Genomic DNA, 14,264 nt, shown 5'->3' on the forward strand with positions numbered 1-14,264 from the left:
CGGGGCCGGCGACGGCTGTTCATGGCCGGGCGTTTCAATGCCGGGCGGTTCGGCCAGCACCAAGACTACCCCGGGCAGCGGCATCAGTGAAGGGCGGGTGGCCTGGTTATCGCGCGTATGAACACATGTTCATACGCTGTTGCTAGAATCAGTCTCTGATATTCTCCGCAGCAGCTGTGAGGCTTCTCCGCGCCAATGGTCCTGGCCTAATGTGCTAGCGCTCCAAGAGTCCCGTGGTGGTCGTCGATGTTGCTGACTGCCGCTTCAGCCGTCATTGGGGGTTCAGGTACTGGGGGAATATCCAGGCGGGACTGCCCCGCCTGCCCTATCTCGGTGCACCGCTTACTGTGCACCCGGTCCCGCCGCTGCTACGAATGATCCCGCAGTACCACTCTTCAAGGAGCCACCGAACCAATGCTTTCAAACCCCGACGCAAGCCGGTCCGCGGCTCCTGCGGACGCCGGCAAGATGCCCCTCGGCGCCCGTCGACTCGTGCTCATCGGAGGACTGTGCATTCCGGTGGGGCTGGTTGCTGGCCCATATCTCTTTGGCCTTCAGCTGGTTGCCGTGGCGGGTGTCGTGGCTGTCGCCATTGCCCTGTCTTATCGGCGGGGCCAGTCCTGGTTTTCGCGCTGGTCCTGGCTGACAACGGCAGCCGGTGCGCTGTGGGTGACCGCAACGGTGGTCTACTGGCTGAGCATTGTGGCTGCTGTGGACGGTTCGTCGTCACCGTCCAGTCTTCCGACGGTGCTGTTCTACCTTGGTATGGCGGCCTTGACGGTCATGGTTTTTGGCACCATCGCGGGTTGGACCTCACGTTTGTTGTCCGACCGACGCTCCGTGGCCGCGGCACAGTAGCGTCCCGGGCCCGTCGGCTCCAGGCACGGTGACCCGGAGCCGACGGGCGAGGCGGAATGTCCGCTGGGTTCGCCGATTCCGCTACGCTCCCGAGATCTTTTCCCTGCGCTTGCGTGCAATGAAGAAGACAGCGGCTACGACAGCCAGGATCGCGGCCGCAATGCCAACGGCCATGGGTGCGTTGTCATCGTTGGGTTTAATCTGCTCCGGCGCCGTTTGCGCCGCCGCTGCGGCGGCGCTGGAGGCAGTGCTCACGGCCGGGGTTGGCGTCGCAGATGGTGTGGCAGTAACGGCTTGGGCGGGATCCTGGACGGTGAAGGAGTAGTTTCCTTCGATGGGGTGCCCATCGGAGGAAACCGTCCGCCAGAGGACCTTGTATGTCCCATTGCTCCCGCCGGCTATGGCCGTGGAGATGGTAGGGCCGTCTACGGTGACCTTGCCATCACTGAGTGTCTTGCCCGTCTCATCGGTGACGGTGATGACGCTGAGATTGAGCTGCGTGGCATCCATGGGCGGCTCCGAGAGCGTCAGGGAAACGATACCCGGGGCTGTGGTGACGGTGGCGTCCTTGGCCGGCACGGTGGATTCCAGGGCGTCGTGGGCCATTGCCGGCGCCGCGGCGAAGGCCGGGATGAGAATGGCCGCGGCGAGAGCCAGGCGGATGCGGACGCGTCGCTTATTGTTACGGGGATTCATGGGACTCTGCGATTCTGCTCGTTGAGAAGGGTTCAATGTGCTCGGTACGCGCCGGTGACACCCTAAGCCAATGCCTACAGTGTGGCGGCGGAAAGGGTCCGGGGAGGCCCCCGGGCCGGTGGCCGTGCCCGCTCGTTCCTTCGCAGATGAACGGTTTCCGTGGCTGTGACCGGCATGCAGGGATAGGCCCGGGGTTCGGATGGTTTGAGCAAGTCCAACAGGGGCCGCAGCCAGGCGGCCAAGGCCCACAAAGCCGACTCGCCCCGCGCCATCAGAAGAGCCGTGGCGAGGATTGCGGCCACATGCATTCCGAGCATCCCGGGGCTGACATCCGCGCTCAGATGCTCATGCCGGGCAACCCCGCCACCGTTGCCCGGGCCGGCTGCCGTTCCAGAGTGGTGGGCCAAGCCGGGCCTGGGCGTGCCGGCGCCTGCCAAGGCTGAGAACGCCAGGTGCAAAGCACTCTGGGATACACCCAGGTATACGGCCAGAAGGGGTGCCGTCATCTTTCTGCCGGCCATCAATATCGCCGACAGGGCAATAACGGCGGTCAGCGCTGTCATGACCGGGAAAGCCGGCAGGTCACCTCCGGCCAGCGAATGTGCCGCTGCGGCCAGCGCAAGGACCATGACCGCCACCGCAGCGGCCCGGGGAATACGGAACGGTGCACGCGCAGCAGTCAATCGCACACCGTTCCTTTCAAGGGATGGATTCGTTTTTACGTTACGAAGAAGCCTGTGGCAGGGCAACGCCCGAGGCGAAGCATGCTGTCCGGGACAGCCTGCTACTTGGCGGCGTCCGCGAGCAGTTGCCGGAATTGTTCTTTGGTCTCAAGAGTGAGCATCTTCCCGTTGAGGAAGAACGTCGGTGTGCCCTTGACGCCCAGCGCGGTGCCATCCGCGATGTCCTTCTTGATCCGTTCCTTGGTCTTGTCATCGGCCACGGCCGCGTCGTAGGCGGTCAGGTCCAGTCCAAGTTCTTCAGCGAAGGTGCGGAACAGAGGCGCCTGGGACTCGGTCTTCTCGCCCCATTGCGGCTGGGTTTCGAACATTTTGGCGTACATCTGCTCGTATTTGCCCTGCTGGGCTGCGGCTTCGACGGCAAGGGCGGCGGTGGCTGAATTACGGTGCGCGGGCAACGGGAAGTAGCGGTTGACGAAGGTGATCCGGTCGCCGAATTCCTTCTTCAATTCCTCGACCACCGGTTGGGCGGCAAGGCACGCTTCGCATTCGAAGTCCAGGAACTCAACGAGCTGGGCCTTTTCGGTGGCCGGGGAGGTCACGCGGTGGCTGTCTTCACGGACCAGTTGGGCTTCCGCGACCGGCGTCGGGGCGGCGGGGGCGGGCTTGTTCAGCGTGAAGACGGTGTACCAGATCACGCCGACAGCGACGAGGACGGCCAGCAGGACCCAGATGAAAACCCGGGCTTTCTTCGCGGTGTCCATGGGCGGGGGAGGGGTTTGGGTTTTGCTCATCAGTGGTGAATGCTTTCCTGGTCGCGGTGGGCGGCTGGTTCTATCTGGAAGGTGGAGTGCTCGACGCTGATGTCGAAGTGCTGGGCCACGCAGCCCTGCAGGTCCGCCAGGATCGTGGCGGCATGCCCGTCGGTCATGCAGCTGTCCTCCACTGTGACGTGGGCGGAGAGTACCGGTGTTCCGGAGGCCACCAGCGTGGCGTGGAGGTCGTGGACGTCGATGACGTGGGGCAGCGCCAGGATGTGCTCGCGAACCTTGGCCAGGTCCAATCCCTTGGGGGTGGATTCCATGAGCACGTTCACGGTGTCGCGGAGCAGTTTAAGGGTGCGCGGGATGATCAGGACGCCGATGAGTAACGACACAAGCGCGTCGGCCTGAAGCCAGCCGGTCACGGCGATGATGATGGCCGCCGCAATGACGGCCACGGACCCGAGGGCGTCATTGAGCACCTCCAGGAAAGCCGCCTTCATGTTGAAGTTGTGGTTCCGTCCGGAAGCGAGAATAACGAGGCCAATAGCGTTGCCGGCCAGGCCGATGATGCCGAACCAGAGCATCGTGGACTCCCCGATTTCCGGGGGTTCGAAGAACCGGCGGATGCCTTCAACGATGACAAAGCCGCCGACCGCGAGCAGCAGCGCTGCTTGTCCGGCGGCGGCGATGATTTCGGCACGTTTGTAACCCCAGGTGCGCTTCAGGGTGGCTGGTTTCAACGCCAATGATGCGGCGATGAGCGCTATCAGCAGCCCTGCCGAGTCGGTGAACATGTGGCCGGCGTCTGCCAGCAGCGCCAGGCTGCCGGTCAGTACGGAGCCGATGATCTCGGCGATCATGACCGTGAAGGTGATGGCAAAGACGGTGATGAGCTTGCCGCGGCGTGCCGATGCCGCGGCGGCGTGGTCGTGCTTGTGGCCACTCATGAGCGGACCTCCAGGGTGTCGGGCGAAGCCAGTGAGCCAGAAGTGGTGTCCTGGACGCAATCGGGTTCGGCGCAGCCGCAGATCGTATCGACTGTCAGGATGGTGCCGAGCAGGTCCTCCAGGGCGTGCGCCAGTTTGGCGTCGGAAAGTTCGTAGCGGACACGCCTTCCGTCCGGTTCCGCGGCGACCAGTCCGCAGTCACGCAGGCAGCCCAGGTGGTTGGACAGGATCTGGCGGCTGACGCCAATGCTGTCGGCCAGATCCGACGGAAACGCCGGTCCGTCTTTGAGCTGCAGCAGGATCGCGGCCCGGGTGGGGTCCGCGAGGGCTTTACCGAAGCGGGCCAGGACGTCAATCGTGGAAAGTATGCGCATACCAGCAATGATACAGAAATCGGTGGATTCAGAATATCCTGAACTTATTGGTGGTGCGGGACTGTCTGGACTAGGCCTGGCCACCGCGGCCCCTTGTGTCGCGTTCCTCAAGTCGGGCGAGCATGGCGTTGTAGGCGTCCAGGTCCGCATCGTTGGTGCGCGCGGCCGCCCGGTCGCTGCGCCGCGTTTCGCGGGCATCGGAGCGTGACCACATGACGGCCACGCCGATGGCGATCAGCAAGGTCGGGACCTCGCCAATACCCCAGGTGATGGCGCCGGCCATTTGCTGGTCCTCCAAGGGCGGTGCCCCCCACTCGCGGCCCAGCTCCGTGAACCACTCCGGCTGGATCAGGGTGGTCGAGCCCATCAGGGTGACGCCAAAGAACGCGTGGAAGGCCATGGTGGCCAGAAGCAGCAGCAGCCGCAGCGGATACGGTGCCCGGCGCGGGATGGGGTCGGTGCCGATCATTGACAGAACGAACAGGTAGCCGGTGATCACGAAATGGACTGTCATGAGTTCGTGCCCGGCGTGTTCCCTGAGGGCAAATCCGAAAGCATCGGAGTAGTAGAACAGGACGATGGAACCGGCGAAATTGGCGGCAACGAAAAGGGGATGCGTCACGATGGCGGCCACCCTTGAATGAACCAGCGCCATGATCCACTCGCGTGGTCCACGGGAACCGTCAGTCCGCGGCTTGAGCGCCCTGAGCGCCAGCGTGACCGGGGCTCCGAGGACGAGGAACACCGGCACGACCATGGTCAGGGCCATGTGATCGAGCATGTGGGCACTGAAAAGTATCCGCCCGTACACTGACGGGCCGCCGGAAGTGAAAAACACCAGCGCCGCCAACCCAACGAGCCAGGCCACGCTGCGTATCCACGGCCAACTGTCCCCGCGGCGGCGCAGACGCTGCGCCGCCCGCAGATACAGGTAGGCGGCGAAGAGGGCGAAGGCGATCCACAGCCAGTCCGGTCGCCACATGGTGAACCAGCGCTCGGGGGTCAGTTCCGGTGGCAGGAGGTATCCGGTGAGAACCTCCGCGGGGGTCAAGGCGGGACGGATGTCCTCCCCGGCTGGTGTCGGTGTGCGGCTCAGCGCAGCGGCCAGGCCGCTGACGGCACCCATGATCAGCAACTCGACCACGATGAAGCGCCACAGCAGCACGGTGGCCTGCCCGTTCCCGGACTTCACGCTCAAGGCTGGAATCAGCCGCTTCCGGTGCAGGAATCCGATGGCTCCCAAGGCAATGGCGGCCACCGTTTTTGCCATGAGCAGGATGCCGTACGGAGAGGCCAGACCTGCGGGGATCTCGATGCGGATCGTGGCATTGATGATGCCCGAGGCGACCACGAGGACAAAGGCAAAACCTGCCAGGGTGGAGAACCGCCCGAGGACTGCCGCGGTGTCTTTGCCCAAGGCTGTCCCGGCAACGCCCAAGGCAATGAGCCCACCGAACCACAGGCACACTCCGACCAGGTGCAGGCCCAGGGAGTTGATGGCCTGTTCGTGGTCGCTTCCACCAGCCGCGTGGCCGATCAGCATCACCGGCAACAGGCCTGACAGGGCCAGCAACGCGGCGGCGCCCAGGCCTGCGCTGGATCGGACACCGAAGGTCAGGGTGGCAACGACCGAGGAGATGATGACGACCCACAGCCAGGCCGCCCCGTTGGGAAGCTCCGTAATGTAGGAGGTCAGTTGCGCGGCGAATTCGGGGCTGCCCGAGACGGGCACGCCGGCGATGTCGGAGAAGCTGAACACCAATACTGCCAGGGCCGAAAGGGTCCACGTCAGGCTCGCCACCGAGGCCAGCACCATGATCCGGCTGAACGCCGGGTGCTCATCGGCGGCAGCGATTTGCGCCGCCGTCACCGCGGACCCGGCCCGTCCCGCATTTTTTCGGCCCCGCAGGACCGGCGGCACGATGAACGCCGCAAAAACCAGCGCACCGATGGTCGCCGCGGCCGCTATGTTCTGCAGGGTCTGGGCGACGCCATAACCCCACCGGACCAAAGCGCCAGGATCGCGGGTCTCGGCAGGCAGGGTTCCCCTGCCATACGCTGTGGCCACCAGCACAACGACCACGGCGATCACACCGGCCACAGCGAACCAGCGCAGTTTCGGCGATACGGCCGTGCTGCCGCCGGCAGCGGGGGCTTTCAAAGCCACAATGGTTCCTTAACACAGGTCCGGACCTGACTCCTCCAAGGCTTCGGGGGCAGGCAGCGCCGGTGCATTCCAGCGCCATTCAAGATTATCTGTAGAGTTGTTCAGACGTTAATCGGTGGATGCCCCCGAGCCCCGCCAGGGTCTCCCGAGGCGCCCACACTGGCACGCCACAAGGCAAATGCGACGCATTAGCAAGTAAAGGTAGTCTTGATGAATGACCGGAACAGCACAGGCACTGCCGACATCGCCCGGCCAGCCGGGCAGCGAATGCGCCATTCGTTTGGTCGACGCCGAGAAGGTGGAGGCCGTCAGGTCACGGATGCCCGCCGAGTCGGACGTGACGGATCTCGCGGTGATCTTCGGGCTGCTCTCGGACCCGGGACGGGTAAGGATCCTCATCGCCCTGCTCGAAGGGGAGATGTGCGTGTGCGATCTAGCCGCCACCACGGGGCTGAGCGAATCCGGCGTCTCCCATGCGCTGCGGCTGCTGCGCGGCCCGCGCGTGGTGCAGGTCCGTCGTGCCGGACGGATGGCCTATTACTCACTGGCCGACTCCCACGTGCGCATGCTGCTGGATCTGGGCCTCACGCACGTCGGACACGCCGGACAGGACCGACTGACAATGGTCAGCAACAACTAACACCGGCCCCTGGCTTAACCGTCTCGGCCGGACGGCGGTACTGACATGGGCGACCCTGGAGTCGAGGGCCCGGTCTGGCTTCCCTCGCTGCCACCGTCATTGGGCGAGTACCTTGCACCGAACCTCCAGCCTGTTCCGCTGATCCCGGCCTTGACGCTGCTCGCGGCGGTTCTGTACCTCGCCGGCGCGATCAGCCTTTGGCGGCAGGGCCGGCACTGGTCTCCGGTGCGCACAGCTTCCTTCTTGTTCGGCTGCCTGGCCATCATTGTCGTCATGGGAGCGGGCATCGAAGGTTACGGCCTCCGGATGTTCTCCATTTTCATGTTCCAGCAGCTGACCCTGATGATGGCCGTCCCACCGTTGCTTGTCATAGGATCCCCCGGCACGTTGCTGCTACGGGCCACCCCGCACGGCCGGTTCGGCCGGCCGGTCCTCAAAGTTGCCATTTGGGGCCTGCGCTCCCGCTGGGGACGGCTGGCCATCCATCCGGCTTTCATGGTGCCGCTGTTCCTGCTGAGCTTCTATGGGGTCTACTTCTCCGGGCTCGCGGACCTGCTGCTACCAAACTGGTACGGGCACCTCGGGCTGGAACTGCTGTTCCTAGCCGCCGGCATCCTGTTCACGGTCCCGCTGATTTCCGCGGATCCGCTGCCGACCCGGCAAACACACTTCGGCCGGATGCTGGACATTTTCGCGGAGATGCCCTTGCACGCCTTCTTCGGGGTTGTCATCATGATGGCCACTGCCCCAATGGTGCAGTTCTTCGCCACGCCGCCGGAAAGCTGGAACGTGGACCCGATGGCTGACCAAGGCCTGGCCGGAGGATTGGCATGGTCCTATGGAGAACTGCCGGGCGTGCTGCTGCTGATGTTCATCCTGGTGCGGTGGCAGCGGGACGAGGCCCGGGGGTGGGCCAAAGCGGACCGGACGGCAGCCGTGGCAGGGGACCCGGACCTGGACGCCTACAACGAATACCTGCGCCAACTGGCCAACCGTCCGGTGCGCCGCCGATGACAAAGCATCCCACTCCCGCACCGGCCCGCACCGATGAGAACACACCCCCCACTCCGCCCCCTCTGGGAGCCGTTGGCATGCTGCGCTGGGCCTGGCGCCAGCTGACCAGCATGCGCACAGCGCTGTTCCTGCTGCTGCTGCTGGCCATCGCCGCAGTACCGGGATCACTCTTTCCACAGCGTCCAGCCAACCCCTCGATCGTCACCCAATACATCAAGAACCGCCCGGATTACGGCCCGGTCCTGGATGCGCTGCAGCTCTTCGATGTCTATTCCTCGGCCTGGTTCTCGGCCATCTACATCCTGCTGTTCATCTCCCTGATCGGCTGTGTCGTTCCGAGGGCCCGCGCCCACTACAAAGCCATGCGTTCGCACCCCCCGCGTACCCCGAAGCGGCTCTCCCGGCTGCCGGAGTACGGAACCCTGGAGCTGCCGGCGGACGCCGGTATCCCCGCTGCGACCGCCATTGCGGACGCAGCCGCTGTGCTGAAGAAGCGCGGTTACCGGGTCCAGGTCAGGGACGAGGAAAAAGCACTGCCGTCCCTGGGTGCAGAGCGCGGCTTCCTGAAGGAAGCCGGCAACCTGGTGTTCCACACCTCGCTGATCGGCGTCCTCATCTGTTTGGCCATTGGCGGACTGTTCGGGTTTCGGGGACAGAAGATCCTGATCGAAGGCGACACCTTCGTCAACACGCTCGTGGGCTATGACAACTTCGCGCCGGGAACCAACTTCCAGTCCTCGTGGTTGGAGCCGTTTACGATCACGTTGGACACGTTCGCGGTCCGTTTCGACAGGGAGTCCAGCAGACAGTTCGGCCAGCCCATCGATTTCACCGCCCAGCTGAGAACCCGGGATGCAGCCGACGCGGCCCAGGAACCCCGGACGCTGAAGGTCAATGACCCTGTCTACTTCGGGGAGGTGGGCGTCTTTTTGGTCGGCAACGGCTACGCCCCGGTCATCACGGTCCGGGACGGCAACGGCGAGACGGCCTTCAGTGGCCCGGTCGTGGCCATCCCGAACGACGGGGTCTACACATCAACGGTCGTCGTCAAGGTTCCGGATGCCCGCCCGGCGCAACTGGGTTTCGTGGGATTCTTTCTGCCCTCCGCCATCAAGAACGATGAAGGGGTCGCCTACAGCTTCGACCCGGATCCACTGAACCCCCAACTGAACCTGAACTCCTACTACGGGGACCTGGGCCTGGACACCGGGGTGCCGCAGAACGTCTACAACCTGGACGTGAAGGGATTGACCCAGCTCAACGGGCGGGAACTGCCCGCCAAAGGCATCACACTGGCTCCCGGTGGCACGTACACGCTGCCCGAGGGCAAGGGAAGCATCAGCTTCGACGGCCTCAAACGCTACATCGGTGTGGACATCCGCAGCACTCCCGGGCAGACCGGCGTTCTGGTCTTCTCGTTGATGGCCGTCGCGGGCCTGATGGCCTCGCTGTACGTGAACCGCCGCAGGGTCTGGGTCCGTGCCGGTACCCACGACGACGGACGGACGATGGTCGAATTCGGTCTTCTGGCCCGCGGCGAAGATCACCGCCTGGCCGCCGAAGCGACGACCATCCGCGAACTGCTGGTCGGGCAGTGGCAGCTTCAGGAGGAATCCCGTGGCGTATAGGTTCCTTCTGTCGTGGCGTTGGGCCGGTTTCCTGATGGGGGCAGTACTCTTCGCCGCAGCCTGTATTGGACTGGGGAACTGGCAGATGGATCGTCGGAACCAGGCCGTGACCGAGATCCGCAGGGTCCAGGAGAACTACGACAAACCTCCCATGCCGTTCAAGGACGCCCGTACATACTTCGACGTCGCTGACCCCGATGCGAAGTGGACCACGGTATCTGTGACCGGCCGTTACCTTGCGCAGGACCAGAGAATCGTCAGGAACCGGCCCAACAATTCCGCCGCCGGATACGAAGTGCTGGTCCCGTTCCGGTTAAGCTCCGGTGAGACGATCGCGATCAACAGAGGATGGCTGCCGATAGGCAACGACCGGCCCGGATACCCCGACGCCGTGCCCGGCCCGCCGACCGGAGAGATTTCGGCGGTCGTCCGGATCAAGCCGTCCGAACCCGATCTTGGCCGTGACGCGCCCGTGGGCCAGCTGGCCAGCATTGACCTGTCCAATTACGGGAGGCAACTGGATTACCCGCTCATGACGGGCAGCTACGGGGTGATGGCCTCGGAGTCCCCACCACCGTCCGTGGCCCCCCAGCAGCTCGCGGCTCCGGCCGTCAAGGAAGGGTCGAACCTGTCCTATGCCCTGCAGTGGATCACCTTCGGAATTATGGCGTTCGTCGGCTTCGGATACATGGCACGGCAACAGGCTCGGATCGGGCGCGAGGAACGCGACATGCCGGACGACACGGCGGACCCGGCTGAAGCCGTACAGCAGCCCCGACCACCGTCCCGGCTCAAGCGCTCCGGCTCCGAAGAAGAAGATGCTCTTCTGGACTCCATGGGACTCTAACCCGTTCGGCCATGGGCCCCAGCGGCTGGTGTCCGGGCCTATCCGCTGCCGCAAAAAGGAAGCGCGTCCTGCGAGGAAACCTCTCGATCCTGCGGCTGGGTCCGAATTGCTCTCCGGAACCGGGGCAGTCGACACGCGGGATCCGTGGGCGGCACGCCCCGGGGCCGGAACCATCCCGGGGTGGGGTTCGTTGATGCCAATAGCTGCTCACCTGAAGATATGCCCAGATGATTGTTTGGCCTGGGCTGTCAGAAGCACTGTCGGGCCGGATGACGGCGCCCGCCGCTGCTCGCCGTGTCACGAAATTGTAACGATGACTCTTTGCGGCTACTATTAGTTCAGGTTTTTCTGTACTAAAACCCTTGATGCCGCACGCTCAGCCCCGCCGGTGGCATCAAACGACTATCCCTTTTCACGGCGGGGGTGGAGGACCCAGAATCGGCAGCCAGCCTGCCTTGGGGTGAAGCCGCGACGTCGGTGGTCAGGTGGCCGCCGGGGTGCGGCCGGGCATTTTCCTTGGCCCGAACCCGACAGCTAACTTCGCAGGCGAACCGAAAGGATCCCCCTTGACTTCCTCATCCCCCCATGGCCGGCGCCGAAAACCGGCCTCCGGTCTCTTGTCCCGTACGGCCGCCCCGACGACTCCCCGCGCTACACCGCAGCACCGGGGCATGCCGGCTGCCGGGCCGGGCCGGGGTCGGCGCAAACAGGTTACGGCTGCCGCCACGCTGAGCGTCGCCGCGATGTTGACCGCCGCACTCACCGCAGCCCATGCCGGCCCGGCCCCCACCGGCACCGGCCCGGCCGTGCAAGCCGCAGCGACAACAGCTACCGTCGCACCGGTTCAGGCCTCCGCCGGGGCGTCCATCAGCTATGAACGGCCGGCTGTCACCACCGAGCAGGCGCCGTTGCCCGTGCAGGCCAAGACCCAGGTTGCCGCCTCGGGCGCGGCGGCTCCGAAGGTTGCTGCTGCCGCGGCTGCTGCACCCGCTGCTGCCTCTAGCCGGCTCGGCGCGCCGCTGGCCAACATGTCGGTCACTTCGCCGTTCGGTATCCGCTCCAGCCCGATCAGCGGCTCCGGGGAACTGCACACCGGGCTGGATCTCGTGGCCGCGTGCCAGACCGCGGTGTTCGCCGCCGGAGCTGGAACGGTCGTGGAGGCCGGTTGGTCTCCCTATGGTGGCGGAAACAGGATTGTGGTGGACCACGGTAACGGTTTGAAGAGTACTTATAACCATCTGGCGTCCATCGAAACCTCCGTCGGGGCGACCGTGGCCGCCGGCCAGCGGCTTGCCGCGGCCGGGACCACCGGAGCCTCCACGGGCTGCCACCTGCATTTCGAGGTGCTCCTGAACGGTCAGACTGTGAACCCGCAGGGCTGGATGTGACCCGGAGGGCGGCACCTCACCTCGGGGGCGGCTAGCCTATGATTGGTCGCTCTTCGGGGTAGTGGTACAGCTGGCTGCGCTGCCGCAGGGCCAGTGCAGCGGCCAGGGTGACGGTGCCTACACGGCCGGCGAACATCAGCGCCGATAGCACGTACACCCCAGTTGGCGGCAGTTCGGCACTGAGGTTGGTGCTCAGTCCCACGGTGGCGAAAGCGGAAATCGTTTCGAACAGCACCCGGTCAAGGGAGGCGCCACTGATCTGTAGGAGCAGAAAGGCCGCGACGGACACGAGGGTGGCGCCGGCGACGATCACGGAGATGGCCACCCGCATGGTGCCCTGGGGAATGGTGCGCCCGTAAACCTTCACGTCCGCATCGCCACGGGCTTCGGCCACGATGGCCAGGAACATGACGGCGATGGTGGTCACCTTGATGCCTCCCGCGGTGGAGGCCGAGCCACCCCCGGCGAACATGAGCGCGTCGGTGAGAAGCATCGTTGTGGATTCCATCTGGTTTTGGTCTACCAGGTTGAACCCGCCCGAGCGGGTCATGACGGAAGCGAAGAGCGAATGGATGACCTTCTCGCCCGCCCCTAAGTTGCCGATGGTCCGGGCGTTGTCCCACTCCATGACGGCCCACAAGACCGCGCCTGCCGCGAGCAGGATCAGGGAGACCTGGATGGTGAGTTTGGTGTGGAGGTTCCACTTCTTCCAGTTGAGCCCGTTCTGCTGGAGCACCATGACCACGGGAAAGCCGAGGCTGCCCAGGAAAACGCCCAGCATCAGCGGAAACAGGATCCAAAGGTCGGTCTCGTAAGGGACGATCCCGTCCGAGTGGGGCGTGAACCCTGCGTTGTTGAATGCTGAGATGGAATAGAAGACGCCGTGCCATACGGCTTGCCAGAACGGCTCGCCAAGGACCAAGAAGCGGGGAATCAGGGCAAGGGCCAGCGCCGCTTCGATGACCACCGACGTCACGATGACGATCCGCAGGAGCGTACCGACTTCCCCGAGCCTTCCGGCGTTGTTCATGGCTTCCTGGGCGATGAGCTTGCCGCGCACACCCAGGCGCTTGCTGACCATGAGTGCCAACAGCGACGCGAGCGTCAACGTACCCAAACCTCCGACGAAGATGCCCACCAGGATGACGAGCTGCCCGAAGAAGGACCAATGCGTGGCGGTGGACACCACGGTCAGGCCGGTGACGCAAACGCTGGAAACGGCAGTGAACATGGCTTGGTGCAAGGGCGTTGACTCACCGGATGCGGAGGGCGCCGGCAGGGACAGCAAGCCGGTAAAGAGCAGAATCACCACTACGAAGGCGCTGAAGGCGAGGCGGGCCGGGGAGGTGTTGGCGATGTTGTCGATGAGGTCGCGCAGACCGGTCAGGATTCCCGCTCCCTCCCGGTCCGGCTGGCCGGGCCCGCGGGTGGCGGGCTTCGGCCTTGACTGGTTCAGGGCCATGGGCATTCCTCACTTGGCGGGCCGATAAAGGTTTGGGGCGGTCCTCGTCCGACAGATCGGGCCGCCCGCGGAGCGAGGCATCCAGCGCGGCAGCAGACTTCGGCCGCACTCCCGGGTCCTTGCTTAGAAACCGGAGGTGCCGATGAACACGTTAAGGAAGGCAAAGAAGATGGTCGCGGCCACGGCCACATAGAGCAGGGCCGTGATGATCCAGCCGGACTCGGCGACAATGCGCGCGGCTCTGGCGGGCACCTTGATGATTCCGTGTGTGAGGTTCCGGGCCGTGACCCAGACGAAGAGGGGAATCATTGCGGCCCAGACGATCATGCAGAAGGGGCAGAGGATGTGGATCGAGTACAGGGCCTGGGACCACAGCCACACGACAAAGGCAAAACCAAGCGTGACCCCGGCCTGGAGCCCTGCCCAGTACCAGGGCGCGAAGGTGGCCCCGGAGAGCAACGCCATGCCGGTGGTGATGATGACAGCGAACGCCACGATCCCGATGAACATGTTGGGAAAGCCGAACACCGAACTCTGCCAGGTCTGCATGACCTGGCCGCAGGAAATCCAGGGATTGATGTCGCAGACCGTTTGGTAACCGGGGTCTTTGAGTACTTCGAGTTTCTCCAGTACCAAGGCCCCGGAGGCCAGCCAGCCGGTGACCCCGGTGATGAGCAGGAGCCAGCCCAGAGGCCGGTCGCGGGTCAACCGGGGGAACTGCGGCTGCGCGGTGGAGCCGGCATTTTTCATGGTCCCGGTGGGTGCTGGGGTGCTGGTCATGGGGAGGGCTTCCTTGGGG

The 14,264-nt window shown here is 64.7% G+C and carries 14 protein-coding genes and 1 riboswitch; of the genes, 6 read left to right on the forward strand and 8 right to left on the reverse strand.

The genetic code is table 11. The annotated features are described in order from the left end of the window. Nucleotides 1–414 precede the first annotated feature (414 nt). A complete protein-coding gene (locus tag FQP90_RS13035; protein ID WP_167510481.1) occupies nucleotides 415–858 on the forward strand; it encodes a hypothetical protein in 444 nt (147 codons plus the stop codon). A gap of 81 nt (nucleotides 859–939) precedes the next feature. Here FQP90_RS13035 and FQP90_RS13040 read toward each other — a convergent pair whose 3' ends face one another. From FQP90_RS13040 to FQP90_RS13065, 6 genes are all read right to left on the reverse strand, one after another. Beyond that, a complete protein-coding gene (locus FQP90_RS13040) occupies nucleotides 940–1,554 on the reverse strand; it encodes a copper resistance CopC family protein (protein ID WP_144651119.1) in 615 nt (204 codons plus the stop codon). Between the two features lie 74 nt (nucleotides 1,555–1,628). Further along, on the reverse strand, nucleotides 1,629–2,237 hold the full coding sequence (locus FQP90_RS13045) for a hypothetical protein (protein WP_208760003.1): 609 nt from the start codon (nucleotides 2,235–2,237) through the stop codon (nucleotides 1,629–1,631). 101 nt (nucleotides 2,238–2,338) lie between these two features. Then, nucleotides 2,339–3,028, reverse strand: a complete 690-nt coding sequence (locus FQP90_RS13050) for a DsbA family protein (RefSeq protein ID WP_144651122.1) — start codon at nucleotides 3,026–3,028, stop codon at nucleotides 2,339–2,341. Further along, entirely contained in the window at nucleotides 3,028–3,945 is a 918-nt protein-coding gene (locus FQP90_RS13055) for a cation diffusion facilitator family transporter (protein WP_144651125.1), read from the reverse strand. The genes FQP90_RS13050 and FQP90_RS13055 overlap by 1 nt, the downstream gene beginning before the upstream one ends. Continuing rightward, nucleotides 3,942–4,319 (reverse strand): ArsR/SmtB family transcription factor, encoded by a 378-nt coding sequence (locus FQP90_RS13060; RefSeq protein WP_144651127.1) that lies wholly within the window; start codon nucleotides 4,317–4,319, stop codon nucleotides 3,942–3,944. Before FQP90_RS13060 ends, FQP90_RS13055 begins: the two co-directional genes overlap by 4 nt. Before the next feature lie 70 nt (nucleotides 4,320–4,389). After that, nucleotides 4,390–6,486 carry a cytochrome c oxidase assembly protein gene (locus tag FQP90_RS13065; RefSeq protein ID WP_144651130.1) on the reverse strand — a complete coding sequence of 699 codons (2,097 nt, stop codon included), beginning with the start codon at nucleotides 6,484–6,486 and terminating at the stop codon, nucleotides 4,390–4,392. Between the two features lie 214 nt (nucleotides 6,487–6,700). On the opposite strand from FQP90_RS13065, the gene FQP90_RS13070 reads away from it, so the two are divergent. From FQP90_RS13070 to FQP90_RS13090, 5 genes are all read left to right on the forward strand, one after another. Then, nucleotides 6,701–7,126, forward strand: a complete 426-nt coding sequence (locus FQP90_RS13070; RefSeq protein ID WP_144651133.1) for an ArsR/SmtB family transcription factor — start codon at nucleotides 6,701–6,703, stop codon at nucleotides 7,124–7,126. Between the two features lie 45 nt (nucleotides 7,127–7,171). Further along, entirely contained in the window at nucleotides 7,172–8,140 is a 969-nt protein-coding gene (locus tag FQP90_RS13075; RefSeq protein ID WP_144651136.1) for a cytochrome c oxidase assembly protein, read from the forward strand. Beyond that, nucleotides 8,137–9,768, forward strand: coding sequence for a cytochrome c biogenesis protein ResB (gene resB / locus FQP90_RS13080; protein ID WP_144651139.1), 1,632 nt, complete (start codon nucleotides 8,137–8,139; stop codon nucleotides 9,766–9,768). Before FQP90_RS13075 ends, resB begins: the two co-directional genes overlap by 4 nt. Next, the gene (locus FQP90_RS13085) at nucleotides 9,758–10,615 is read left to right on the forward strand and encodes an SURF1 family cytochrome oxidase biogenesis protein (RefSeq protein ID WP_144651142.1); all 858 of its coding nucleotides are present in this window, start codon (nucleotides 9,758–9,760) and stop codon (nucleotides 10,613–10,615) included. Before resB ends, FQP90_RS13085 begins: the two co-directional genes overlap by 11 nt. Nucleotides 10,616–11,004: 389 nt before the next feature. Continuing rightward, nucleotides 11,005–11,178: riboswitch (cyclic di-AMP (ydaO/yuaA leader) on the forward strand. A gap of 3 nt (nucleotides 11,179–11,181) precedes the next feature. After that, nucleotides 11,182–12,003: a M23 family metallopeptidase gene (locus FQP90_RS13090; protein WP_144651145.1), complete on the forward strand. Its 822-nt coding sequence runs from the start codon at nucleotides 11,182–11,184 to the stop codon at nucleotides 12,001–12,003. A 31-nt stretch (nucleotides 12,004–12,034) separates the two neighbouring features. Here FQP90_RS13090 and FQP90_RS13095 read toward each other — a convergent pair whose 3' ends face one another. Together FQP90_RS13095 and FQP90_RS13100 are read right to left on the reverse strand one after the other, a co-directional pair. After that, on the reverse strand, nucleotides 12,035–13,465 hold the full coding sequence (locus tag FQP90_RS13095) for a TrkH family potassium uptake protein (protein WP_144651148.1): 1,431 nt from the start codon (nucleotides 13,463–13,465) through the stop codon (nucleotides 12,035–12,037). Nucleotides 13,466–13,588: 123 nt separating this feature from the next. Continuing rightward, the gene (locus FQP90_RS13100) at nucleotides 13,589–14,245 is read right to left on the reverse strand and encodes a vitamin K epoxide reductase family protein (RefSeq protein ID WP_144651151.1); all 657 of its coding nucleotides are present in this window, start codon (nucleotides 14,243–14,245) and stop codon (nucleotides 13,589–13,591) included. Between the last annotated feature and the right edge of the window lie 19 nt (nucleotides 14,246–14,264).

The organism is Paenarthrobacter nitroguajacolicus, assembly GCF_007786235.1.
Classification (GTDB): domain Bacteria; phylum Actinomycetota; class Actinomycetes; order Actinomycetales; family Micrococcaceae; genus Arthrobacter; species Arthrobacter nitroguajacolicus_A.

Coding starts and splice junctions, on each gene's coding strand:
- FQP90_RS13035 (WP_167510481.1), top strand. CDS start 415: ATGCTTTCAAACCCCGACGCAAGCCGGTCCGCGGCTCCTGCGGACGCC.
- FQP90_RS13040 (WP_144651119.1), bottom strand. CDS start 1,554: ATGAATCCCCGTAACAATAAGCGACGCGTCCGCATCCGCCTGGCTCTC.
- FQP90_RS13050 (WP_144651122.1), bottom strand. CDS start 3,028: ATGAGCAAAACCCAAACCCCTCCCCCGCCCATGGACACCGCGAAGAAA.
- FQP90_RS13055 (WP_144651125.1), bottom strand. CDS start 3,945: ATGAGTGGCCACAAGCACGACCACGCCGCCGCGGCATCGGCACGCCGC.
- FQP90_RS13060 (WP_144651127.1), bottom strand. CDS start 4,319: ATGCGCATACTTTCCACGATTGACGTCCTGGCCCGCTTCGGTAAAGCC.
- FQP90_RS13070 (WP_144651133.1), top strand. CDS start 6,701: ATGACCGGAACAGCACAGGCACTGCCGACATCGCCCGGCCAGCCGGGC.
- FQP90_RS13075 (WP_144651136.1), top strand. CDS start 7,172: ATGGGCGACCCTGGAGTCGAGGGCCCGGTCTGGCTTCCCTCGCTGCCA.
- resB (WP_144651139.1), top strand. CDS start 8,137: ATGACAAAGCATCCCACTCCCGCACCGGCCCGCACCGATGAGAACACA.
- FQP90_RS13095 (WP_144651148.1), bottom strand. CDS start 13,465: ATGGCCCTGAACCAGTCAAGGCCGAAGCCCGCCACCCGCGGGCCCGGC.
- FQP90_RS13100 (WP_144651151.1), bottom strand. CDS start 14,245: ATGACCAGCACCCCAGCACCCACCGGGACCATGAAAAATGCCGGCTCC.